Raw genomic sequence first — 22,404 nt, 5'->3', positions numbered from 1 at the left:
TGCTCAAGCGCGCTCCTCGTGGTGGAGCGCCCTCGGAAAAAAGCTTTCTGTTCTAAGTTACCGGCAATCGCAGGTCTGGGGGGCGCTCTCAACACAAGCTACGGCCGTGCCGCGATGAGCCTCAGCCCCTGCTTGGGTTTCAGGCCGTACATCTGAGCAAGTTCGTCGAGATGCAAATCCAGGGTTTGCTCAAGGTCATCATCGGTGTACCCAAGATTGTCCGTAAGGTTCCTTAGAAGCGCACCCATGACAGACGAGCGCTCGACAGGGAAATCGACCGCAGACGGCTCTTGTGTGCGGAATCCTCTCGCAGACATCTGTCGCCAAAGCCACTGGGCTTTACCTGCATCAATTCTGCCGAGCGTCGTTGCGCGAACGATGAGGGCCGCCATTGAGACCCTCCAAGTCGGCTTCATGTACATCGCACGGTCGAGGGTCAGCCCTGTGAGGTGGGGGCCGATGTCTTCGGCCGGCATCAACAATTCAGACGCGAATGCGTCCGCCTCGTCTTCCATGTTTCCGGTCGGATAACGATGCATAACCAGATGGCCAATTTCATGCGCAAGGGAAAAGCGCAGGCGGTCCGCGGGTCGGGCTTCGTTGAGGAAGACAAGCGGTGGTAGTCCAGCGACTCTATAGCTCACCCCGTCAATGCCGGCATCCGGCATCGTGCAGTAGACAACAATGACGCCGGCGCGCTCAGCATATTCCGTGAGGTCCGGTACCGGTCCAGATGGCATATACCAGGCGCGCCGAACCCTTTTGGCTACATCCTGAGCGCTGCCGACCTCTTCAACGTCGTACTCCGGGAAAGGGAGTTCGGCGTCCAGGTCGACGCTGTTCAACAGAGTTCGAATGTGCCCCATCCGAACGTTCAGGTCCGCTACGAGCTTTTCAATCGGGCCGCGACCTACCGATGCCTTCTTTCTGAACAGCGGATGCGCACTTAGCGGAGCGCCGTAGAGCCGGTCCTTCCGGGAAAAGAAGGAAGGTAGGCAATTGAGCGCCTCAGCCAAACGCTGAAGCACATCCTCAGTTACAGGCCGCAGGCCTTGTTCAATTTTTGACAGGGTTCCTTGAGCTATGCCTGCCCGTTCTGCCAGTTCTGCCTGACTCAAGTCCAGCATACGTCGCCGGAGATTGACTAAGTCAGGTCGAAAGGCCTCCGCCAGCGGCTGCGTCCCGACGTGTTCCATTTTCGTCTTCCCCATTTTTCTTTGGCTTAACTACGCGGTCCGCGACAGACCCGCCACCACCGCTGCCCGGGGGAACCGGTGCAAACGGAATAATCATCTGTCCATCGTCGAAGCCTCCCAGGGCATCGATGGACCATACAACCGCCTTCTTGTGTCGCTGGACAACTACCACCCGTTCCAGCTCCGTTTCATCTTCTGACAGCACGTACAGCAGCTCGCACCGCGCGATTCCTCCGAAGAGGTCACGATTTTGGTCATGGAAGGCTTCGTTAGCCTTCGTTCTGACGTTGCGCGACAGGAGTGCTGATGTTCCTTTCTTGAGACGCACAAACAATCGATTTCCAACCAAAAGGCCTTTCCACTGGCCCATTTCATCGAACCGCGCTTCACCATCGCCATCGAACATGACCTTCGCCTCGGCAACGGCGTCATTCCAGATGATGTTCGCGCGCACCCGCTTGTCTTGCATGCGAGCGGCGACCGGATTCTTCAGCCAGGACTCCCAGGCTCGACGGTAGATGCTGTCGAACTTGACCAGATGTGGTGCTACAAGGGCTCGTGCTTCTTGTTCGTCGATAGTCGGCATGGCAACACCCAGGAAGTGGCGTGCGCCAAGCATATCACGAACTACAAAAATGACGTAAAAATATTCCTAAATTATTCTCGTGAGCCCGTAAGAGCACTTAGTTCTTCGGTTGCGTTGGAAGGGATTGACTGTATAAATATACAGTATCAAGTGGCAGGTAGGTAGGAGCTCACGCGAGCTGTGGTGCGATTCGGATCGCGCGATCTCGATAGGGGCAAGAGATGCCGGGCTTGGGATTTCGCTATGTGGGAAGTGACCGGCTGCCGATGCGGCCGTCGGAATTTGATGTCGAGCGGTACTTTGCATTGACCGACAGCGACGTCGCAGTGCTCAATGAGCGCTTTCGGCCCGATCGGCGCGCTGGGGCCGCCATTCAACTGGTATTTCTGCGCGCAAGTGGGCATAGCCTCGGCCAGGTCAGTACGCTGCCGCGCCAGTTGCCTCACTATATCGGCCAGCGGCTCGGCCTACCGACGCCGACGATCGCATCGCTTCGGACTCTATATCGCCGGTACAAAACGCTCTATGACCACCTGATCTGGGCCTGCGGCCGGTAAGGCTTGCGCGCCATCGTAGCCAGCGGCCGCCTCGGTTAGTTCACAGGCTTCCTGCCGAAATCCCCCGTTGCATCGCGGTAGTCTTGCCAAAGACGGGGATTACACCTGTAATGGGGCATAACGGCGAACGGCAGTTTGGGGGCGAGATGCGTTGCACACAGTGCCGGTGCGAGAATCTGGCCGGCGCCCGGATTTGCAAGAAGTGCGGACAATCGCTGGCGCAGGCCTGCCCGCAATGCGGCCACGCTTGCAGCCCCAGCGCGAGATTCTGCGAAACCTGCGGGGCGCAGCTGACCGACACGGTCCCAGAGTCGCCCTATGTCCCCGGGCCAACTGTCCCTCCGCCCATGCCGGCCCCGGTACTCTACACTCCACACCATCTGGCCGAGCGCATCCGCGCGGAGCGGGCCGCCATGGAAGCCAAGGGTGCAGACGCCGCCGGCGAGCGCAAGACCATCACGGCGCTGTTTGCGGACATGGCGGGCTCGACCGCGTTGATCCAGGACCTCGACCCTGAGGAAGCCCGCAGCCTGATCGACCCGGTAGTGGCGCTGATGATGGAAGCCGTGCATCACTATGAGGGATACGTGGCCAAATCACTCGGGGACGGCATCCTGGCGCTGTTCGGCGCGCCGATCGCCCACGAGGACCATGCGTTGCGGGCGCTGTTTGCCGGGCTGCGCATGCAACAGCAGGCCATGCGCCGCCATAGCGACAGGATCCGGCTGGAACAGGGCATCCCGCTGCAGATCCGCGTCGGCGTCCATACCGGCGAAGTAGTGGTCCGCTCGATCCGCCAGGACGACCTGCGCACCGACTATGACCCGGTGGGCCATACGATCCATATCGCCGCCCGCATGGAAGGGGTCGCGACACCGTCATCCATTCTCGTCAGCGAATCGACCCACCGGCTGACGGAAGGATATTTCGAGTTCAAGGCGCTCGGGCGCACCCAGATCAAGGGGCTGCGCGAGCCGATGGCGGTGTATGAGGTGCTCGGGCTGGGGGCTTTGCGCACGCGGCTGCAGGTGGGCGCGCACCGCGGCCTCGCCCGCTTCGTTGGTCGCGAGGGCGAACTGGAGCGCCTGGGGAAGGCACTGGAGCTGGCCAGGGCAGGGCAGGCGCAGATCATCGGAGTCGTGGGGGAAGCGGGCATTGGCAAGTCGCGCCTCTTCCATGAGTTCAAGGCACGCGCGCCACAAGGCTGCCTGGTGCTGGAGACCTTCTCGGTATCGCATGGCAAAGCGTTTCCCTACCTGCCGCTGATCGACCTGTTGCGCAATTACTTCCAGATCACGGCGCAGGACGACGAACGCCGCTATCGCGAGAAGGCCACCGGTCGCCTGCTGATCCTGGATCGCGCGCTGGAAGAATATCTACCTTACCTGCTTTACCTGCTGGGCATCATCGAACCGGCCTCGGCCTTGCCGACGATGGACCCCGGCATCCGGCGCCGGCGCACCTTCGAGGCCATCGCAAAATTACTGGTGCGCGAGAGCCAGAACCAGACGCTCATGGTCGTGTTCGAAGACCTGCAATGGCTGGATAGTGAGACCGAAGCCTTCCTCAATGTGCTGATCGCGAAAGTGCCGGGCGCGAGGATCCTGCTGCTGGTCAACTACCGCCCCGAGTACACTCACGACTGGGGCGACAACGCCTGCTACACGCAGTTGCACCTCGAACCGCTTGGCCAGGCGGAGGCGCAGGGACTGCTGACGGCGCTGCTTGGGAACGATCCCTCGCTGGTGCCGCTGAAACAGCTGATCCGCTCCAAGACGGAGGGCAATCCGTTCTTCATGGAGGAGGTCGTCCAGACGCTGGCAGAGGAAGGCGCGCTGCTCGGCCAGCCTGGCAACTACCGGATCGACAAGGCCCCCCCGGTACTACATATCCCCACCACTGTGCAAGGGGTGCTGGCGGCCCGTATCGACCGGCTGCCGGTGCCGCAGAAGGAATTGCTGCAGATGCTGGCGGTCATCGGCACGGAGTTTCCTTCGAGCCTGGTCCGGCATGTCACGGGGCAGCCCGACGAATCGCTCCATCCCCTGCTGGTCGACCTCCAGGCCGGGGACTTCATCTATGAGCGGCCCGCCCACCCTGAGGTCGAGTACGCGTTCAAGCATGCGCTGACCCAGGAGGTGGCCGCCAACTCACTGCTCTCGAGGCAGCGCAGCGTTCTGCATGAACGCACGGCCCAGGCCATCGAGGCGTTGTTTCCTGACAGGCTGAGGGAATACTGCAACGAGCTGGCGCACCACTATAGCCAGAGCGGCAATGTGCCGAAGGCGGTCGAGTACTTGCAGCTGGCCGGCAAGCAGGCCTTACAGCGCTCCGCGCATCTCGAGGCAATCGGACACCTCAGTGCGGCCCTCAATCTGCTAAAGACGTTGCCAGCCAGCCCGGAACGCCTGCGCGAAGAACTGCTGCTGCTGCTGACCCTCGGTCCGGCCTGGATTGCCGCGCGCGGCTCCGGCGCACCGGAGGTGGAGGCCACATACACGCGGGCGCTCGCCCTGAGCGAACATGGCGGCGAAACCCCGCAGTTATTTGCAGCTCAGATCGGCCTGTGGTCCTTCTATTTTCTGCGCTCGCAGCTCAAGACCGCGCAGTCGCTAGGCGAACGGCTGCTCAGCCTCGCGCACGACGCACGGGACCCTGAGCAACTCGCGGAGGCACACCGCATACTCGGATCGACCGTATTCAGGCTGGGCGAGATCAGACTTGCCCGTATCCACATGGAGCAGGCGCTGGCGCTGCACCGGCCTGAGCGGCAGTCATATGGGCACCTTCTACGGTATGCGCGCAACCCCGCCGTCCACATACGCTGCACGCTGAGCTGGATCCTTTGGTATCTCGGCTTGCCCGACCAATCCCGGGCACGCTCTAAAGAGGCGCTGGCAATTGTAAGGCACGCCCCTGATCTCTTCGGCCTTGCCTTCAGCCTAGTTTTCGCGGCGGAGTTGCATCAGCGCATGGGTGAGTTGGAACTGTCGCTCGAGTATGCAAATGCCGCACTGGAGCTGTCGAGAGAGCAGGGGTTCCCACTCTATACAGCCCGCGCGACAATCCTACGCGGCTGGGCGCTCGCCACCCAAGGAAACCATGAAGAGGGCATAGCACTGATACACGGGGGTCTGCGCGCCCACGAAGCCACCGGTGCCTCACTGGGTCGGCCCTCTCTGCTGGGACTGCTTGCTGACGCTTATGGCATGGCCGGGGACCCTGAAGCAGCGCTGCGCGTGCTGGCCGACGCGTTGACTCTGGTGCGTAACACCGGCGAGAGCTTTGATGAAGGAACGCTGTATCGCCTCCAGGGTGAGCTATTGCTGCGGTTACCAGGCGAGGATGGCTGCATCTTCGCCAAAGCCGACGAAGCGCAAGCGTGCTTTCAGAAGGCAATTGCCATTGCACGGCAGCAGGGGGCTATGTCCGTCGAGTTGAAAGGCGTGCTGAGTCTCGGACGGCTTTGGCACCTTTTAGGCAGAGATGAGGCTGCGCGGCAAATCGTTACAGTAGCGCTTAACACTTACACCGAGGGATCCGAATCCGTGGATTTGTGTCAGACAAGACAACTACTGGAGGATTTGTCCTGACTACCAGATTGGCGCTTTAAGTCGAGGAGGGAACATTCAGCGCTCGCTTGCGTTGAACCGAGCGGGCACGCATAGGGCTGCGGCAGCAGTGCGGGAATGGTCACGAAAATTTCAATTGATTCTTCCCAAGGATTTTTGTGATCACGCGAAGTCCAACGGGTTACTGAAATCGCTTCTTATGAGCTCGACCGCATCCTCGAGGTCGCTGGGCAGGCGCGCAATCCCCTTTCGCGACTTCAACACCTCCCGGCCTCTCGCGGAATCTCGTTCTTCCATTGTCTTGTTGCCAAGCAGGCGCTGAAGCTCGCGGGCTTGCTACAGAGCCTCATTCAGTTCCAACGGCGGTACGACTCCCTCTCCAGAGCAGTCGCCCTGATAGAGCTTGCGGCGGTGTGTCCGGCGTTGTAGGAGGCCGCTCCATTGCTGACCATCGGTGGAATATGACCCGCTGCAAGATCAGCCTCAGCTGCTGGCGCGCTTTTGTATGGTTCGTCGCGCCCCAACTCTCCAACGGCGCGGAACTACGGGCAGGTCAAGCGAGGGCGGATGCAAAAGGGGTCATCGAATGGAAGGGACTTGCCCGTCCCGAGGTTGCGGCGGAAGCCGCCACTTGGCACCGACGTGCCATGAAGGGCGTGTCAAAACTGCATCACAACCAACGAAGAGGAAGTCCATGGCTATCGTTACCGTTGGAATTGATCTCGCCAAGAGCGTGTTTGCTCATGGCGTCGATTATTGGGCGCGGCTGTTTCGCCAGCACGGACACACGGTCAAGCTGAGGTCACCGAGACTGGTGGCGCCTTACCGGATGTCCGGCAAACGCGGCAAGAATGACGCAGCCGACGCGGCGGCCATCCGCGCGGTGACGCGGCCGAGCATGCGCTCTGTGCCGGGCGAGAAGACTAAATGCGGCGCAGCTATTGACACCCCGAGCATCCTTGATCGTCGGATTACTCAGTATAGATCTCAACAATTTAGCAATTCAAACGTAGCACGTACGCAATCCGACATGCTGCTAGCTAAAAAGTTAAGCGGGAAATGGTCCGAGGTCACCGAGAAGCTCCGAAATTGAATATTCTCAGTAAATGGGATTTCTCGTAAATTTGGGAGACGTAGTGCACGGGTCACCACGGGACTAACGATCGACACACCAAGCCCTTTGTCCACCATGGCACAAATCGCCGTTGCATACGGTGTCTCGATCGAATGTACTCTAGAATTTGATCGAAAATTCTTATCGATTTCGCCCCTATTGGGACTCCCGCTGGGTAGTGAGATGAAATATTCACCTTCAAAATCTGCCGGCTGAATTGAAGCGTATGTTGCCAATCGATGTGAGCTGGGAACTATACAAACTCCTCGTGCAGAATTGATTTGCTCGAAATGCAGGCTGGGTAGTTCTGTTTGTACCGAGCAAAATCCAATATCGCAAAAGCCTGTTGCTGTCCATTTAGCGACGACGTCCGATCGGCCCATGTTGACTAGGATAGGGATATCAGGAAACGTCTTTCTAAAAAGGCGGATGGCTTCCGGCAAAACGCATTCGGTAATCGATCCAACCGCGCCAACACGAAGCAATCCAGTCCCTCTGCGCCTGATCGAATCTGCGCTTTCATCAAGTGACTCCAAGCCAACAAATGCCCTCTCGACATCGGCATAGAATGCTTCCGCTTCTGCGGTAGGCACAAGCTTGGTGCCGTGTCGCTGGAACAATTGAAATCCGACACTGCGCTCGAGCATCGAGATCCAACGGCTTACGTTTGGTTGAGATGTATGAAGCAGGCCAGCAGCCGTGGTCATTGAGCGCGACGCCATCACGGTGCGAAACGCTTCGATTTGCTTGAAGTTCATCATAAGGCTCCTCAGCAGGGCATTCTGCCACGAGGCTCCGTCGTACGGCACTCACTTATCGAATCATATCAAAATTGTATAAGAAGCTGTTGACCGCTGATTTGACGTATGGCCGCCGCACTACCAAACTCGAACTTGATTTCTTCATCTGAGATTTTTGTATATGGAATCTAAAGTCAGCCGCCGCCTCAAGCAACCTCCCGCTAAGGAAGTTATTCAATATATTTTTCAGCCACGGACAACGAGAGAATTCTTCAGTAAAAACTTCGACGTGCTGACACAGATTAATCTTGCTCATTTGGTAATGCTAGATCAGCAGTGTATTCTGGATAAAACAACCATTTCGAGCCTGGCCATTGCCCTTCTGAAAATGCAGAAGGACGGGCCTGATGCCGTAGAGCTCGACGCGGCAAGGGAAGAGGCCTACTTTAACTACGAGGCGCACCTTATCAAGATGGTGGGCCAAGATATCGGTGGTCGCTTGCATACAGCACGCAGCCGCAACGACATAGGGGCGACAAATGATCGAATTCGGGCCCGTGGATTTGTGATCCGAATCTGTACGGTACTTCTTGAAATGTCGCAAGCCGCGTTGAACCAGGCAGAACGATACGCGGATTTCGTCATGCCTGGTTATACTCATATGCAAGCGGCCCAGCCGATTACGTATGGATACTATTTTTCGGCATTGGTCGAAGCGTGGGCGCGAGATATCAATCGGTTGCTGCACGTGCTTGAAACGATCGATGGTTGCCCGATGGGGGCCTGTGCACTTGCCGGCACGTCTTTCCCGATTGATCGTGCCCTGACAAGTAGCTTGCTTGGCTTTACTCGTCCTCTTGCGAACGCATTGGATAGCGTCGCTTCGCGTGACTTTGCTCTGGAGTTGAGCGCAACGCTGTCGATCATGATGATCACGTGCAGCCGGATGGTGCAAGATTTCTACATCTGGTCGACACCCGAATTTGGGTTCCTTACTTTTCCAGACAGTATTGCGGGGACGTCGAGCATCATGCCCCAAAAGAAAAATCCGATCGTACTGGAATATCTCCGTGGCAAGACCGGCCATCTGGTCGGACTTACCTCGGCCGCCCTTACGACGGTGAAATCGACACACTTCACGCATTCGGGCGATAGCAGCCGAGAAAGTACGCGAAGCTGCTGGGAAAGCTGCGAAGAGGCGCTGAAAAGCCTAGAGCTTATGAAGCTGCTCGTATCGGACGTTCAACCGAATCGTGCCCGTATGGCGTCGCGCGCAGCCGAAGATTTTTCCGCTGTTACCGACCTCGCCGACTTGCTCGTGCGGAAGGCCGATTTGTCATTCCGTGATGCGCATCACATCATTGGCGCCGTTGTACGACGTGCGCTGGATCAAGGGATCCCGGCTACAGGAATTACTGCGGAAATGATTGACGCGGCTGCAGTAGACCAGGTGGGCCGTGAAGCGGCGCTGTCACGCGATGACGTTGCCCAATGCTTGGATCCTGTCCGCAACGTGAGTGCTCGCCAGTCATATGGTGCCCCCGCACCGCAAGGCGTCCTTGCGCGGATTGACGAACAAAAAGCCTCGTTGAAGAAGAAAGCCGAGACCGTTGACGCGGCCAATAGGCGCATTCGCGATGCGGCGAAGTCCCTGGAGCAGCGTACACAAGCTTTGATCTTGCCAGATAACGGCAGGATCACGAGTGCAAAGTGATTTTTCAGCGAGGGTGAACCATGTTTAAATTCATTGCGGGGCTTGCTGTGGCATTGGCGGTTTGTACGGGAGCCAATGCCCAAACATACCCGAACAAGCCAATCGATCTTATTGTTCCCTTTGCGCCAGGAGGAACGGTAAACCTCACTGCCAGGATACTTGCGACTCATATGTCGGAGCTCTTGGGCCAGTCCGTTATCGTAGACAACAAGGCGGGAGCTGGGGGAACAATTGGTGCGACGTTTGCCGCTAGGGCGCCCGCAGATGGGTACACGCTTTTGTACGCTACGATGGGTAACCAAGTGATCCAACCGCTCTTGTACAAGAAGCTGCAATACTCGGCGTCGAAAGACTTTGTGCCGATTGCCTTGTTCGCTACGGTACCAAACGTACTGGCAATCTCGGCCAACATCCCGGCCAAGAACATGGCAGAACTGTTGCAGTACGCCAAAGCAAATCCGGGAAAGCTCAATATGGCTTCTGCAGGTCAAGGGTCGGTGAACCACATGTTAGGTGAGCTCTTCATGCTCCGGACGGGAGTGAAATTCACTCATGTTCCCTACAAGGGGGCTGGGCCCGCAGTGACTGATCTGATGGCCGGTCAAGTGGAGGTCTTGTTTGCAAATCTCCCAACCGTCCAGCCCTACGTCAAGTCGGGGAAGATTCGCCTGCTCGGCATTGCAAGCAAGCGAAGGAGCCCCGTGATTCCTGACGTCCCGACTTTTGAAGAACTAGGCATTAAAGATGCAGAAACGGAATCCTGGTCGGCTCTAATGGCACCAGCGGGAACGAGCCCACAGGTGGTAAAGAAGCTGCAGGATACGGTTATGTCGATTACCAAAGATCCTGCGATGATCAAGCAGCTCACTGCTCAGGGTGCGCAGCCATTCTACGGTTCGGGCGCGGAGATGGCTAAGCTGATCAATCAAGACACTCGCCGCTGGTCTGAAGTAGTGCAACACGCGAAGATTCAAATGGATTGATAGCGCGGCATTTAATTAAGTCGCAACGCAAGTTCTGCTGCGTAGAAAGCTGGCAGTATGCCAGCTTTCTCTATACCTATCGTTGCATTGTATCGGATAGAGGTAGTCGCTCATCGTGGAAGAGGCCGTGCAACCCGTCGCAAATCAATTTGGTACGGTGGTCGGCATTCGACCTAAATTTTTTATGGTCAATGGCGTTGGGGTCTGAGCTAAGCCCGTCTATTTTCACGGACACCTGTTGGTAGTTGCCGGGCAGCGCTGGTTTGCCTATGTTTGTAGGCTTTGGCTGGGAATACCGTGAAGTTCAAAGCTGGCAAGAAACTTAGGGATGCCGCCAACGGAAAAGGCGATTTTTTTTCACCAGTACTAATGAGATGCGTTCCTGCGGCCCACTGGACTGACTTACGATGGAGGCCACCCCTCGAGTGGCATCTCACCAACCCATATCGATTCCGTAATGCACGCCACCACATTGTTAAAAAGAAGGCTTTACGGCCTCAGCTGCGACCAGACTGGAAAAATGGGATCTATGAATGACGCGAGATATCAGGGGCGGGATGACCAATATAGAGATTGTTAAGGAGATGCGCCGCGAGCATGATTTGCTAGGCTACCGAGAGGTACCCGCGGATGCATACTTCGGTATTCATACTTTGAGGGCGCTGGAGAACTTTCCGATCTCTGGAGATCCAGTCGCCAAATATCCGGAACTGATTGTTGCCCTGGTCGATATCAAGCAGGCGGCTGCGCTCGCAAACCTAGAGCTAGGCCTGCTTGACGAAACCCGCTGTCACGCAATCGTCGAGGCATGCAAAGCTATCCGCGTAGGCCAGCATACTGAGCAGTTTGCGGTTGACCTAATTCAAGGAGGTGCCGGTACGTCGACCAACATGAATGCAAACGAGGTGGTGTGCAACAAAGCCCTAGAACTCTTGGGGCATCGGCGAGGTGAGTACCACATACTGCACCCGAATGAGCACGTCAACATGAGTCAATCAACCAACGACGTGTACCCGACGGCCTTGAAGATTGCGACATATCGCAGTGCGCTTCGCCTACTGGAGCAGATGTCAATCCTTGAATCATCGTTCGAGCGCAAGGCGGCAGAGTTTCGTACTATGCTGAAAGTGGGTCGGACGCAGCTCCAGGATGCTGTGCCTATGACGCTTGGTCAAGAATTTGCCACGTACGCGGTTATGCTTAGCGAAGACCGCCAACGATTGGGCGAGGCGTTACCCCTCATTTGCGAGATAAACCTCGGAGCGACCGCCATTGGCACCGGCATCAATGCGCACCCAAACTATGCTGTCTTGGTGCGTGACCACCTTTGTACCGTTAGTGGTTTGCCTCTGCACACCGCCCCGTATCTGATAGAAGCGACGCAAGACTGCGGTGCGTTCGTGCAACTGTCGGGTGTCCTTAAGCGTATCGCCGTAAAGCTTTCAAAGGTTTGTAACGACCTGCGTCTCCTCTCTAGCGGTCCCCGGGCGGGACTGGGCGAAATCAACTTGCCGCCGGTGCAAGCTGGGTCAAGCATTATGCCGGGAAAGGTGAATCCCGTAATCCCGGAGGTTGTGAACCAAGTGGCGTTCGAGGTCATTGGCAACGATCTGACAATTACCATGGCGGCCGAGGCAGGCCAGTTGCAGCTCAACGCCTTCGAGCCAGTCATTGCTTATTCGATGTTCCGCAGCATAGGACATTTAACGCAAGCGTGTGCAACGCTCGAAGCGAAATGCGTACGCGGAATTACCGCGAATTGGGAGCATATGCGTGAAATGCTCGACCATTCCATCGTCCTTGCGACCGCACTAAATCCCTACATAGGCTACGCCAACTCAACCGAGGTCGCCCGAGAGGCCTTGGAAACGGGACGAAAGATCGCCGACATCGTTTTGGAGCGGCGTCTTCTTTCGCCGGAAGCGCTGGCGGAGATTCTGCGACCCGAAGTACTGACTGCGCCGCGCGCACCAATTACTTTCACGAAATAGCGTTCGGAAGGAAGCCTCCCTCTGCAAGGAAAAACTGAGGTCCCAAAACCATGCAAAACATCACCTTCGGAATTATAGGCGGCCTAGGTATGCTTGCTGGTGCCGACCTGTTCCTCAAACTTGTCAAGAGCCGCGCGGTAATGGCGGATCAGGGCCGGTACCATTTTCTCTTTGAGCAGTATCCGTTCCGGGATGTGGCAATGCCGCTCGTTTGCGACGCAAGCATGACGGGGCGCAAGCTACATGTCTTCAAGACCTGTCAGTTCTTTGAGGGCAGGAATGTCGATGCGGTTCTAATGCCCTGCTTTGCGTCCCACACCTTTCGCGATGAGCTTCAGGCGGAGTTGGCCATGCCCATCGTCAATATCCTAGATGCATTGCAGTCAGCGTTCAACGACACTTTGCATGAAGGTGAAACGATTGGCGTGCTGGCGTCGGATTTTGTTCGTCACGCGCGGCTCTTCGATGACCGCTTTGGTGAGCGATTCAAGATTATTTATCCGACCGAAGCAATGCAGTCAAGTCTAATGGCTGCGGTTTATGGGCCGAGCGGCATAAAGGCTGGCTATACGGACGGTCTGTGCCTCGAACAGGTTTACGGTGCGTGCCAGGAACTCGTTGACGGTGGTGCGGACCTAATTGTCCCGGGCATGACAGAACTCTCTCTCGTAATCTCTGCCTTGCGACGAAGGGGAGTTCCGATTAGCGATGTTAATCAGGTCTATGCGGATTATGCGGCGACCTCGGTCAATCGACATGTCAATCGGGGCTACAAACTCGGAATCGTTGGCGGGGTCGGACCCGCAGCCACTGTCGACTTCATGGGTAAGATTGTAAAGAATACGCCCGCGTCAAAGGATCAGGACCATATTAAGATGGTCGTTGAGCAGAATCCGCAGATCCCGGATCGGACGGCACATCTGCTGCGCGACGAAGCAGACCCAACTATCGCGCTCTATGCCACCTGCAAGCGGCTTGAGGCAGAAGGCGCAAGTGCGATCGCCATTCCTTGCAATACGGCGCACGCGTACATTGAGTGCATTCAACCTCACCTTTCTGTGCCTATTGTCGATATGCTGAGCGAGACTGTTCAGCATATTGTACGCAAATACGGAAAAGGAACGAGAGTCGGGTTACTGGCAACGTCAGGCACGTTGGAGAGTGGTGTTTATCACGCTGCAGCCGATGGGCAGTTAGAACTAATTGTGCCTTCATCCGAGTTCCAACAGCGGGTTATGGACGCAATTTATGGTGCAGACGGAGTGAAGGCTGGCTATACGGAAGGGCGTTGTGCGGCGCATCTGCATGCGGCAATCGCTCATCTACAAAGTAGCGGCGCGGCAGTGCAGATTCTCGGCTGCACGGAACTGCCACTGATTTTCGCTCAATCGGATGCTTTCGATCTGGGGTCGGGTGCAACCGTTGCTCTTGTCGACCCGACAGATGTCCTGGCGAAATGCTGCGTCCAGATCGCGCAGCCAACAGGCGAGCAAGGGAAATAGCGTGCCGATGCCCAATCCGCTGAGAGCGGTGCAGGTGGAGGAATCGAAGAAATCCGCTGTGGTAACCCGATACCTCGCAATGGCTTGTGGTCGCCGGTGTCTGCTGTCGGATATTCCTGATACTTCTCTATCCGATATCTCGCATAGAGAAGTATGTAGGCTCCTTTGTCGTCCATCGAACTTAGCAACTTTCTATATTTAAAATCATGGTCTCGAAAACGAAACGATACAGCTGGATGTCATTCATGTTTGCCGCACTTCTTACGGTTTGGCAGTCCGATCTGGTAGCAGCAGATTTTCCAGGCGTGATGGTTTATGCAACTGGCGGCACAATCGCTGGCGCTGCAAAGAGTGGACTAAACACGACAACCTATAAGGCTGGTTCGATGGGCGTGCAGGACCTGCTCGAGGCCGTTCCTGAACTCAAAAGCATCGCAAATATTTCCAGTAAACAAATTTCTAACGTACGTAGTGCGGACATATATCAGAATACACTTCTTACGTTGGCTAAGGAAGCACAGGAAAAACTAAAAGATCCAAATATTCACGGAATTGTAGTCACTCACGGCACCGACACTTTGGAAGAGACAGCCTTCTTCCTTGACCTGACCATACGCAGCCCTAAACCGGTAGTCGTTGTTGGGTCAATGCGGCCGGCTACCGCTATTAGTGCTGACGGCCCCATGAATCTGCTGCAAGCCGTCAGTCTTGCCGCAAGCCCAGAGGCCTCGAACCGCGGCGTGCTTGTATCATTGAATGATCGCATAGGGTCTGCTTTCTACACAGTGAAGACGAATACCACAGCGCTCGATACATTCCGCGCAAGTGAACAAGGGTATCTTGGAATGTTCATTGGCGCCCAACCGCGCTTCTTCTATACAGCGGCCACCCCGACTGCGAAGCCTTACTTCGATGTGTCGACGATCTCTTCGCTGCCTAAAGTGTCGATTATCTACATGCATGAAGATCAGAGTAATGAACAGATTGATTCCGCAATTCAGGCGGGAGCGAAAGGGTTGATCATCGCGGGTAGTGGAAATGGTGCCGTCCCGACGACCGTAAGGGAACGTCTGGCGGAACTTAAAAAGGCGGGTTATCCGGTGATTCGCTCAAGCCGGACGGGAAGCGGCTTTACGACAACAAAGCCTGAGAGTCTCGGTGCCGGTATCCTGAACCCGCAGAAGGCACGCATTCTTTTGATGCTCGCACTGGCGAATCAGTCCGATTTAGCCCAAATCGCGCGCTATTTTAACGAACCATAGTATCAGCGATCTGTGGGGGGAGCCAGGGCAGTGTCTTCCTCACGACCTTAGAGTTGTATCCGTCGCGCGGCGCCGCTGCGCGTCGGGTGAAAAGTCTCTGGTCTGGTCGAGGCTTCACTACAGCTCGCTGGCGAGAGTGCCAGTCAGCCGTTGCGCTTGGGCTGCGCAATGTTTCACGAATCCACCATCATTAAGCGTAGTGGTGGGGTCATTTTTTTTGCATAATGAGCGAGTCTCAATGCCATCGGCATTTTGGCATGATATCTTTGGAGAAAGTTCAGGAAGAATTTAGCTCTTGGAGCGAGCTGGGTGCTACAGGTCTGCGGCGTACTGTGCCTCGTATGCTTATCCTTTCGATGTTCCAAGAGAAGGCACATCTGCACTTGACCGCAGAAGACGTTTTTCGTAGATTTCTAAATGAAAATAGAAATATAGGTTTGTCAACTGTCTATCGAGTTCTTCACCTATTAGTGCAAGCAAAGCTACTGACTTGTCAAAAATTCGAAAACAGTCCAACCATTTTTGAGTTGAACGAAGGAGATGATCATGATCATTTGATATGCGTACAGTGCGGGACAGTTGGCGAGTTTTGCGACCAAAAAATAGAGATTCGACGGATCGAAATTGCCAAGGAAAAGGGGTTCGTCCTGCGCAACCACACGCTGACTCTTTACGGGCATTGTGCGAGCTGCCAGGCGAGTGCCGGCAGATTAAAGCGATTTGGATAAATAATGCAGGAGCGGTCCACGTTGTCAAACTGGCTGTCGACAGCATGCACGCATGCAGGGAAGGGCGGTGCGGGGGCTCTCCCTGAACTCAGGGTAACGGAACCCCGCATGCCTTGCCTAGCGTGTCGGAGATGAGGCGCTCGGAGATCAGCCCCAGGTGCGCCAGTGCGCCCGTCCTAGCCTCCAGCACGCGAATGCAGTGGGCATCGTCCACGATCGAAGCGTCATGGTCGGCCTGTGCCAGCCAATCGGCGAGCGGCACCATGTCGCCGTCTATGCTGAACAGGCTGTCTGTCAAGATCATCCGTGGCTATTGCAGGCAGCAAGCTGGCCTGGCGAGCGCGGTGACGTCGCAGTGTAGGTACCTTTTCCAGATCACACGGGCTGTCGCATGAGGGCTTTCTTCGAGAGCTCTCATGCGAGAGTGCCAAGCGATCACAGACTAATGGGACGAACAACTTAGAAATGCAGTAAACCCACGAAATGGCCTGTGCTGCGTTAGGGAGATAGCGGACTGCGGGGTGTCAGCAACTTCCCGGGGCACTCTCCCCGTTCATAGAGATCAGCATGTCGTGCAGCGCTCTAGGCGAGTCATGGCCCTCACCGATTTTTCGGGGAAGACGGTCGAGTTCCTTAAGGGTAGAAGCGACGGTCGTCACGCCTGCCCCTGGAAATCATCGCTCATCACTGTGACGATAAAGTCGCGCAGCCACTTGTTTCCGGGGTCGCGGTGATACCGGTCGTGCCAGTAAATGCCGATATCAAAGTCCGGCAGCTGCAGGGGGACCGGTTTGGTGATTAGCTCAAAGTGCGGCATCAGTCTCTGAACCAGAATCTCGGGCGCGCACCATAAGAGGTCCGAGGCAATGATGAAGTGCGGGGCGGACAGGTATTGCGGCAGGCGCAATTTGATCTGGTGGCGGGCACCAGCGTCGATTAATGCCTTTTCCAGGACTTGGTGCCCGCTGCCGGAATACTCCACGAGCAAATGCTGTTGCTCGCAGAAGAGTTCGGTGCTCAGTTCGCGTTTCGCCAAGGGATGCCCCTTGCGCATGACGCAGACATAATGCTGCCTGAATAGCTGTCGGCGATGAATGCCGGTTTCCAGCGCCGGCAGGAAGCCGAGCGCGAAATCGATCCTGCCGTTGGCCAACCCGCTCAGCGTTTCATCGATCGGCTTGAATACCGTCCGTACCTTGATATGGGGTGCTGCTACCTCCAGTCTCTGCATCAATGCAGGGAGGTGTACTACTTCGCCGATGTCGCGCGTGCGTACAGTAAAGAGCCGGCGGGAAGTGAGCGGGTCGAAGCTCGCCTCTTCTACTAGGGTATTGCGGATCATTGCCAGCGCATCCAGCAATTGCTGGGCAATGGCCGTGGTGTGGGGCGTCGGTTCCATGCGCCGGCCGACCAGCGTGAACATCTTGTCGCCGTGCTCCGTCCGCATCCGCTTCAACGCACTGCTCACCGCCGCCTGCGTCAGCCCTAGGTTCTCCGCCGCGCCCGTCACCGACCGGTCACGCCACAAGGCTTCGAAGACATACAACAAGTTGAGGTCTTTCATTAGTTGGTGCTCCGCCGCCGCCGTCCGTGCAGCAACTATAAACCCTGTTAATACTATGGATTCTAAGAATCGATATAGTTTAATGAAAAATGCGTCACTAGAATACCCCTAAACATACAGAAATGAAGCGGAGACAGAGACATGGACACCCCAGCAATTGTCGGCGTGATCGGCCTCGGCCAGCTTGGGCTGCCGATCGCCACTAATCTGATCGAGGCCGGCCACCGGGTGGCGGGCTTCCGCCGCACCGGCAGGGAAGAGTTCGTCGCCCGCGGTGGCCAGGCGCTCGACAGCCCGGCCGAAGTCACCCGCCAAGCCGATATCCTGCTGCTTTGCCTGCCAAGTGAACAAGCGGAGCTGGATGTCTTGCAGGGCCCCAATGGCGTCCTGGAGGCGCTCAAGCCCGGACAGATCGTCATCGAACTCAGCACCTATAGCAAGGCATTCAAGATCGAGCAGGCCGAACGTATCCGGGAACGCGGCGGTCGGGTGCTCGAGTCCGAGGTCAGCGGCTCGCCGCCGATGGTGACGCAGCGCAAGGCCTCGCTGTACTTGGGCGGCTCCAGGGAACTTATCGAAGAATGCAAGCCGGTGCTCGACGCCATCACGACCGATCATTTTCACATCGGCGAATATGGCGCGGCGGTGGCCATGAAACTGATCGCCAATTATTTGCTATCGATTCATATTCTCGCCGCGGCGGAGGCGATGAACCTTGGTGCCAAGGCCGGCTTCGATCCGCACATGGTTGCCGATGTGATCAAGCATGGTGCGGGCAGTTCGACCATGTTCGCGATTCGCGCACCGATGATGGCGGCGCGCGCCTTCACGCCGGCGATCGGGCCGTTTGTCACACTGAAAAAGTACCTCGACCTGGGCGGTGCATTGGCCGATGAACTGGGTGTCGCCACGCCTCTCTTTTCGGCGGCCGCCCCGTATTTTTACCGCGCCATCGACAGCGACATTTGCGACGAGGATGCCGCGGCGGTCATCAAGCTGCTGGAATCGGAGTCGTAACAGAAGACACAACAACGAGCGTAACGTGATCATTGAGACGCTCGCTTTGACGATCGCGTGCAACGCCGCCCCGCCTTGTCGGTCAAGCCCGAAGGGCGCGTCTTTCTCTGTAAGGCGGGGCACATTGTCATCCACAAGGATAGCGAGCCGCTGACGCAGCTGCCGTTTTCTCCCCTCACATATTAGGAAGACATTGCGATGATCCACTCGCTGCTTCACGTCGGCATGACCGTACCCGATCTCGAAATCGGCCGCGCCTTTTATGAGCTATTTGGCCTGGAAGCGCATGCCTGCGGCAACGACCTGGTGTTGCGCTGTCCCGACCGGGCGCAGGATCAGATCCGTATGATGCAAGGGCCGAAAAAGCGCTTGAGCTATGTCTCGCTGGGCACCGACGCGGCTGGGATGCAGACGTTGAAAAGCCAGCTGGAGCGCGCCGGCGTGGCGGTCGTGGATGCGCCTTTCCGTGTGCCCTTCGGCGGTATTTGGTTCCAGGACCCGCACGGCGACTGGCTCAACGTGCAAGTTGAGGAAGCGGTGCCATCCCTGATGGTGGCGCCGCCGGAAGTCAACGCGCCCGGGCGCTACCGTCGCATCGGCACCCGCGCTTGCGATGTCGCGTCCATGCAAAAGCGGGCGCGGCCGCGCCGCCTTGGGCACCTGATCAAGTTCACCCCGGACGTCGACCGTTCTGCCAATTTCTACATGCAGGTGCTGGGGCTGAAGATGTCTGACCGCGCGCAAGACATCCTGGCCTTCCTGCGCGGCGCGCAGGGCGGCGACCATCACATCCTGGCGTTCGCGAAGAGCACGCATACTGGCTTGCACCACTTGAGTTTCGAAGTCGGCGATTTCGATGAGATCGAGATCGGCGCGCAGACCCTGGTGCGTGCCGGTTACAAGAGCGCGTTCGGCCCCGGCCGTCACGTAGGCGGATCGAACTACTTCCATTACATCCGCGATCCGTGGAACAGCCTGGTGGAGTACTTCTGGGACATCGACATCATTCCGGAAGACGACAGCGGCTGGGTGCCCTTGAATGTCACGCCGGAAGAGCTGACCGCGGTATGGGCCAGCGAGCCGCCGCCGCCGGAATTCCCCATGAACTTCGAACTGCCGGACTGACATGGACATCAACGACAGCGCCCGCGCCCTGCTGGCGAGCATGCTGCAAAAGCCTTTGTATGTCGCGCTGCGGACACCGAACGACCTGTCGCGCTTCAGCGCGCTGCTGGAAGCGCACCTGCAGTGGGCAATCGCCGCCGAGCAGCGCGGGGAGTTGTTCGCATCCGGTCCGTTCGTGGAAGAAGGCGGTGTGCCGGGTGCCCTGGGGGGAATGTCGATCGTGCGTGCGGCATCAATGGAAGAAGCGCAACAAATACTGTCCCGGGATCCCTTTGTCCGGGAGCGGGTATATACGCCATCAATCAGGAAATGGCTGCTCATGGAAGGCGGCATCACGGTGACGCTGCGCTTCTCGGACCAGTCATACCAACTCCGATAGGAACACAATGAAATATCAGCTTTTTACGTATGCGGACAAGAACGGGGCCGCAGGGACGGGTATCGCCGTCAACCAGCAATTGTTCGATTTGGCTCGCGCTGCCACGGGTAGCTCGTTGGCCGGGAAATCGGTGATGGAGCTGCTGGACAATTGGGACAGCGCGCATGCCCAACTGCTCGCCATCGCCGATGCCTTGCCCGCATCCCCGGACACATACGTCGACCATAGGCTGTCCGCGGACGCCGTCACTTTCCTGCCGCCGGTCCCGCACCCCGGCGTGATCTATTGCGCCGGCGCCAATTATCGCGACCACGTGGAAGCCATGAGCCGCGCGCTGAACCACAAGCTGGTGGTGGATCCGAAGGCGGAAGGCATTCCGCCCTGGCATTTTCTGAAGGCTGGGAAGGGCAGCCTGGCCGGGCATCGTGAGGTCGTGTCGTTCCCCGCCCACAGCAACATGCTCGATTGGGAAGCGGAACTGGCCGTCGTGATTGGCCGCCGCGCCTCCAAGGTCAGCGTGGATGACGCTTTGCAGTTCGTCGCCGGCTATTCCTGCTCGAATGACTTGTCAGCTCGCGACCACCTGAAGCGGGAGAAGATCGATGTCAGCTCGCCATTCCGCTTCGACTGGATCGGACACAAATGCTTCAACGGTTCCTGCCCCATCGGCCCTTTCCTGACACCGGCGGCCTTTGTCGAGTCTCCCGAAGACCTCGACATCAAGTTATGGCTGAACGGCGAACTAAAACAGGATTCCAACACGCGCAACCACCTGTATGGCGTGGCGGACCAGATTTCTTATCTGAGTCACCGCGTCGACCTGCATCCCGGCGACATCATCCTGACCGGCACCCCGGCGGGCGTGGGCGCGGAGAGCGGGACCTTCCTGAAGCGCGGCGATGTGATGAGGGTATGGATCGCAGGGCTCGGTGAACTGGAGACCACCGTCGCTTGATGGCCTTCCTTGAGAATAAGAGTGGAGACAGATATGAAAACTAAACTCAACTGGGCACTGGTAGCAATGATGGTTGCCGGTATCGCCCCGGCGGCTATGGCGGACGTCAAAGTCGGCTTCCTGGCGACCCTGTCGGGACCGAGCGCCGATGTCGGGCGCGACCAGGTCGACGGCTTTAGCCTGGCGCTCGATCAGTTATCCGGCAAGCTGGGCGGCGTCGCCGCCTCGGTCACCAAGGAGGATGACCAGCAAAAGCCCGAGGTGGCGATGAATGCGCTTGCCAGGCTGATCGACAGGGACAAGGTCGACTTGATCGTCGGAATGACTTTCGCCAACATTATGATGGCGATGCAGAACCGCATTGCCTCAACCGATCTGCCGTTCATCGGCACCGTCGCCGGTCCGTCCCCTGTGGCTGGCAGCCAGTGCAAGCCCAACCAGTTTGTGATGTCCTGGCAGAGCGACGCGCCGGCCGAGGCAGTCGGCAAGTATCTCGAGGACAAGGGCATCAAGCGCGTCAGCACGTTGACGCCGAACTTCGTCGGCGGCAAGGACAAGATCCAGGGCCTGAAGCGCTACTACAAGGGGGAGATCGTCGATGAGATCTACACCCCGCTCAATCAGCTCGATTTTTCCGCCGAGCTGACCCAATTGTCGGCATCGAAGCCGCAAGCGGTCTATGCTTTCTATCCGGGCGGGATGGGCGTTACGTTTGTCCGGCAGTTCCAGCAGGCCGGGCTGCAGACCAAGATTCCTCTGCATACGTCCAATACCATCGAAGGCGCCGCCGCGGACGCGATGAGCGCGGCGGCAGTTGGCGCCATCGTCGGCGATACCTGGGCACCCGGCGCGCCCAATCCGCAATCGAAGCAGTTTGTCGCGGCTTTCGAGAAGCGCTACGGACGCACGCCGTCGCCTTACGCGGCGTTTAGCTACGACGCAGCGATGCTGCTCGATGCGGCCATCCGCACCCTCAAGGGCAATGCCGCCGACCACAAGGCGCTGACGGCAGCAATCAAGAATGCGCAATTCAAGTCGGTACGGGGCGACTTCAAATTCGGCAAGAACAACTTCCCAGTACAGAACTACCACATCTACCAGGTAGCCAAGGGCGCGGCCGGCCGGCCCGAGTTCAAGCTGCTGGCGGCCGATGTATTGAAAGAGCATACGGACGCCTACGCGGGGCAGTGCAAGCCCAAATAGGAAGGTCTGAAACCGGAGCACACCGTTGTCAGGAGGCAGCCTCGAGGTCCCCTCCATCGGGGACGCTTTGCCTGAGTTCTCAAATAAAAGGCATATCGCGAACGGCGGTGCGCTCAAGCTCTCGGTCATTGTCAGCGACGTGGCCAGCAACACGGTGGCGGCCGGATCGCAAATCGGCCTGATGATTGACTTGCGCCACTTCCTCTAATTCCGCTG

19 protein-coding genes and 1 pseudogene are annotated in these 22,404 nt (G+C 57.4%); 15 read left to right on the top strand and 5 right to left on the bottom strand.

The window, feature by feature from the left end; all coding sequences use genetic code 11:
• Positions 1 to 98 precede the first annotated feature (98 nt).
• A complete protein-coding gene (locus ABNX08_RS38685; protein WP_349606387.1) occupies positions 99 to 1,196 on the bottom strand; it encodes an XRE family transcriptional regulator in 1,098 nt (365 codons plus the stop codon).
• Positions 1,150 to 1,782 (bottom strand): hypothetical protein, encoded by a 633-nt coding sequence (locus tag ABNX08_RS38680; protein WP_349606389.1) that lies wholly within the window; start codon positions 1,780 to 1,782, stop codon positions 1,150 to 1,152. The genes ABNX08_RS38685 and ABNX08_RS38680 overlap by 47 nt, the downstream gene beginning before the upstream one ends.
• Positions 1,783 to 2,012: 230 nt before the next feature.
• Between ABNX08_RS38680 and ABNX08_RS38675 the strand changes: the two genes are divergently transcribed.
• The 3 genes and pseudogenes from ABNX08_RS38675 to ABNX08_RS38665 form a co-directional block, all read left to right on the top strand.
• Positions 2,013 to 2,339, top strand: a complete 327-nt coding sequence (locus ABNX08_RS38675; RefSeq protein ID WP_349606391.1) for a DUF4158 domain-containing protein — start codon at positions 2,013 to 2,015, stop codon at positions 2,337 to 2,339.
• 146 nt (positions 2,340 to 2,485) lie between these two features.
• Positions 2,486 to 5,932 (top strand): adenylate/guanylate cyclase domain-containing protein, encoded by a 3,447-nt coding sequence (locus ABNX08_RS38670; protein WP_349606457.1) that lies wholly within the window; start codon positions 2,486 to 2,488, stop codon positions 5,930 to 5,932.
• A gap of 673 nt (positions 5,933 to 6,605) precedes the next feature.
• Positions 6,606 to 6,824 (top strand): annotated as a pseudogene (locus tag ABNX08_RS38665) (IS110 family transposase); the annotation flags it as partial.
• A gap of 74 nt (positions 6,825 to 6,898) precedes the next feature.
• Here ABNX08_RS38665 and ABNX08_RS38660 read toward each other — a convergent pair.
• Positions 6,899 to 7,783 carry a LysR substrate-binding domain-containing protein gene (locus ABNX08_RS38660; RefSeq protein WP_349606393.1) on the bottom strand — a complete coding sequence of 295 codons (885 nt, stop codon included), beginning with the start codon at positions 7,781 to 7,783 and terminating at the stop codon, positions 6,899 to 6,901.
• Positions 7,784 to 7,946: 163 nt separating this feature from the next.
• On the opposite strand from ABNX08_RS38660, the gene argH reads away from it, so the two are divergent.
• The 6 genes from argH (at position 7,947) to ABNX08_RS38630 (ending at position 15,945) form a co-directional block, all read left to right on the top strand.
• Positions 7,947 to 9,479, top strand: a complete 1,533-nt coding sequence (gene argH, locus ABNX08_RS38655; RefSeq protein ID WP_349606395.1) for an argininosuccinate lyase — start codon at positions 7,947 to 7,949, stop codon at positions 9,477 to 9,479.
• A 20-nt stretch (positions 9,480 to 9,499) separates the two neighbouring features.
• The gene (locus ABNX08_RS38650; protein ID WP_349606397.1) at positions 9,500 to 10,462 is read left to right on the top strand and encodes a tripartite tricarboxylate transporter substrate binding protein; all 963 of its coding nucleotides are present in this window, start codon (positions 9,500 to 9,502) and stop codon (positions 10,460 to 10,462) included.
• Between the two features lie 533 nt (positions 10,463 to 10,995).
• Positions 10,996 to 12,453 (top strand): aspartate ammonia-lyase, encoded by a 1,458-nt coding sequence (gene aspA / locus ABNX08_RS38645; RefSeq protein WP_349606399.1) that lies wholly within the window; start codon positions 10,996 to 10,998, stop codon positions 12,451 to 12,453.
• 50 nt (positions 12,454 to 12,503) lie between these two features.
• Complete coding sequence (locus ABNX08_RS38640; RefSeq protein ID WP_349606401.1) at positions 12,504 to 13,955, top strand: amino acid racemase; 1,452 nt, start codon at positions 12,504 to 12,506, stop codon at positions 13,953 to 13,955.
• Between the two features lie 245 nt (positions 13,956 to 14,200).
• Positions 14,201 to 15,217, top strand: a complete 1,017-nt coding sequence (locus tag ABNX08_RS38635; protein ID WP_349606403.1) for a type II asparaginase — start codon at positions 14,201 to 14,203, stop codon at positions 15,215 to 15,217.
• Positions 15,218 to 15,441: 224 nt separating this feature from the next.
• Entirely contained in the window at positions 15,442 to 15,945 is a 504-nt protein-coding gene (locus ABNX08_RS38630) for a Fur family transcriptional regulator (protein WP_374063738.1), read from the top strand.
• A gap of 88 nt (positions 15,946 to 16,033) precedes the next feature.
• On the opposite strand, the gene ABNX08_RS38625 is transcribed toward ABNX08_RS38630, so the two are convergent.
• Together ABNX08_RS38625 and ABNX08_RS38620 are read right to left on the bottom strand one after the other, a co-directional pair.
• Positions 16,034 to 16,249, bottom strand: a complete 216-nt coding sequence (locus tag ABNX08_RS38625) for a hypothetical protein (RefSeq protein WP_349606404.1) — start codon at positions 16,247 to 16,249, stop codon at positions 16,034 to 16,036.
• A gap of 351 nt (positions 16,250 to 16,600) precedes the next feature.
• Positions 16,601 to 17,509 carry a LysR family transcriptional regulator gene (locus ABNX08_RS38620; protein ID WP_349606406.1) on the bottom strand — a complete coding sequence of 303 codons (909 nt, stop codon included), beginning with the start codon at positions 17,507 to 17,509 and terminating at the stop codon, positions 16,601 to 16,603.
• Positions 17,510 to 17,650: 141 nt separating this feature from the next.
• On the opposite strand from ABNX08_RS38620, the gene ABNX08_RS38615 reads away from it, so the two are divergent.
• From ABNX08_RS38615 to ABNX08_RS38590, 6 genes are all read left to right on the top strand, one after another.
• A complete protein-coding gene (locus ABNX08_RS38615) occupies positions 17,651 to 18,526 on the top strand; it encodes an NAD(P)-dependent oxidoreductase (protein ID WP_349606408.1) in 876 nt (291 codons plus the stop codon).
• 198 nt (positions 18,527 to 18,724) lie between these two features.
• Positions 18,725 to 19,651 carry a VOC family protein gene (locus ABNX08_RS38610; RefSeq protein WP_349606410.1) on the top strand — a complete coding sequence of 309 codons (927 nt, stop codon included), beginning with the start codon at positions 18,725 to 18,727 and terminating at the stop codon, positions 19,649 to 19,651.
• Between the two features lies 1 nt (position 19,652).
• Entirely contained in the window at positions 19,653 to 20,030 is a 378-nt protein-coding gene (locus ABNX08_RS38605) for a YciI family protein (protein WP_349606412.1), read from the top strand.
• A 7-nt stretch (positions 20,031 to 20,037) separates the two neighbouring features.
• Positions 20,038 to 20,985: a fumarylacetoacetate hydrolase family protein gene (locus ABNX08_RS38600; RefSeq protein WP_349606414.1), complete on the top strand. Its 948-nt coding sequence runs from the start codon at positions 20,038 to 20,040 to the stop codon at positions 20,983 to 20,985.
• Positions 20,986 to 21,006: 21 nt separating this feature from the next.
• Positions 21,007 to 22,188, top strand: coding sequence for an ABC transporter substrate-binding protein (locus ABNX08_RS38595; protein ID WP_349606416.1), 1,182 nt, complete (start codon positions 21,007 to 21,009; stop codon positions 22,186 to 22,188).
• 67 nt (positions 22,189 to 22,255) lie between these two features.
• A complete protein-coding gene (locus ABNX08_RS38590; protein WP_349606418.1) occupies positions 22,256 to 22,396 on the top strand; it encodes a hypothetical protein in 141 nt (46 codons plus the stop codon).
• The last annotated feature ends 8 nt before the right edge of the window (positions 22,397 to 22,404 follow it).

The organism is Cupriavidus sp. DF5525 (genome assembly GCF_040149425.2).
Classification (GTDB): Bacteria; Pseudomonadota; Gammaproteobacteria; order Burkholderiales; family Burkholderiaceae; genus Cupriavidus; species Cupriavidus pickettii_A.
Note: the sequence above shows the minus strand (reverse complement) of the source record. Positions and strands in the feature narration are given on the sequence as shown.

What these genes read in the sequence shown, in the direction of transcription:
- ABNX08_RS38630 (WP_374063738.1), top strand. Translation starts at nt 15,442, where the DNA reads ATGAGCGAGTCTCAATGCCATCGGCATTTTGGCATGATATCTTTGGAG.
- ABNX08_RS38615 (WP_349606408.1), top strand. Translation starts at nt 17,651, where the DNA reads ATGGACACCCCAGCAATTGTCGGCGTGATCGGCCTCGGCCAGCTTGGG.
- ABNX08_RS38660 (WP_349606393.1), bottom strand. Translation starts at nt 7,783, where the DNA reads ATGAACTTCAAGCAAATCGAAGCGTTTCGCACCGTGATGGCGTCGCGC.
- ABNX08_RS38670 (WP_349606457.1), top strand. Translation starts at nt 2,486, where the DNA reads ATGCGTTGCACACAGTGCCGGTGCGAGAATCTGGCCGGCGCCCGGATT.
- ABNX08_RS38640 (WP_349606401.1), top strand. Translation starts at nt 12,504, where the DNA reads ATGCAAAACATCACCTTCGGAATTATAGGCGGCCTAGGTATGCTTGCT.
- ABNX08_RS38650 (WP_349606397.1), top strand. Translation starts at nt 9,500, where the DNA reads ATGTTTAAATTCATTGCGGGGCTTGCTGTGGCATTGGCGGTTTGTACG.
- ABNX08_RS38600 (WP_349606414.1), top strand. Translation starts at nt 20,038, where the DNA reads ATGAAATATCAGCTTTTTACGTATGCGGACAAGAACGGGGCCGCAGGG.
- aspA (WP_349606399.1), top strand. Translation starts at nt 10,996, where the DNA reads ATGACGCGAGATATCAGGGGCGGGATGACCAATATAGAGATTGTTAAG.
- ABNX08_RS38620 (WP_349606406.1), bottom strand. Translation starts at nt 17,509, where the DNA reads ATGAAAGACCTCAACTTGTTGTATGTCTTCGAAGCCTTGTGGCGTGAC.
- ABNX08_RS38605 (WP_349606412.1), top strand. Translation starts at nt 19,653, where the DNA reads ATGGACATCAACGACAGCGCCCGCGCCCTGCTGGCGAGCATGCTGCAA.
- ABNX08_RS38625 (WP_349606404.1), bottom strand. Translation starts at nt 16,249, where the DNA reads ATGATCTTGACAGACAGCCTGTTCAGCATAGACGGCGACATGGTGCCG.
- ABNX08_RS38680 (WP_349606389.1), bottom strand. Translation starts at nt 1,782, where the DNA reads ATGCCGACTATCGACGAACAAGAAGCACGAGCCCTTGTAGCACCACAT.
- argH (WP_349606395.1), top strand. Translation starts at nt 7,947, where the DNA reads ATGGAATCTAAAGTCAGCCGCCGCCTCAAGCAACCTCCCGCTAAGGAA.
- ABNX08_RS38610 (WP_349606410.1), top strand. Translation starts at nt 18,725, where the DNA reads ATGATCCACTCGCTGCTTCACGTCGGCATGACCGTACCCGATCTCGAA.
- ABNX08_RS38685 (WP_349606387.1), bottom strand. Translation starts at nt 1,196, where the DNA reads ATGGAACACGTCGGGACGCAGCCGCTGGCGGAGGCCTTTCGACCTGAC.
- ABNX08_RS38635 (WP_349606403.1), top strand. Translation starts at nt 14,201, where the DNA reads ATGTTTGCCGCACTTCTTACGGTTTGGCAGTCCGATCTGGTAGCAGCA.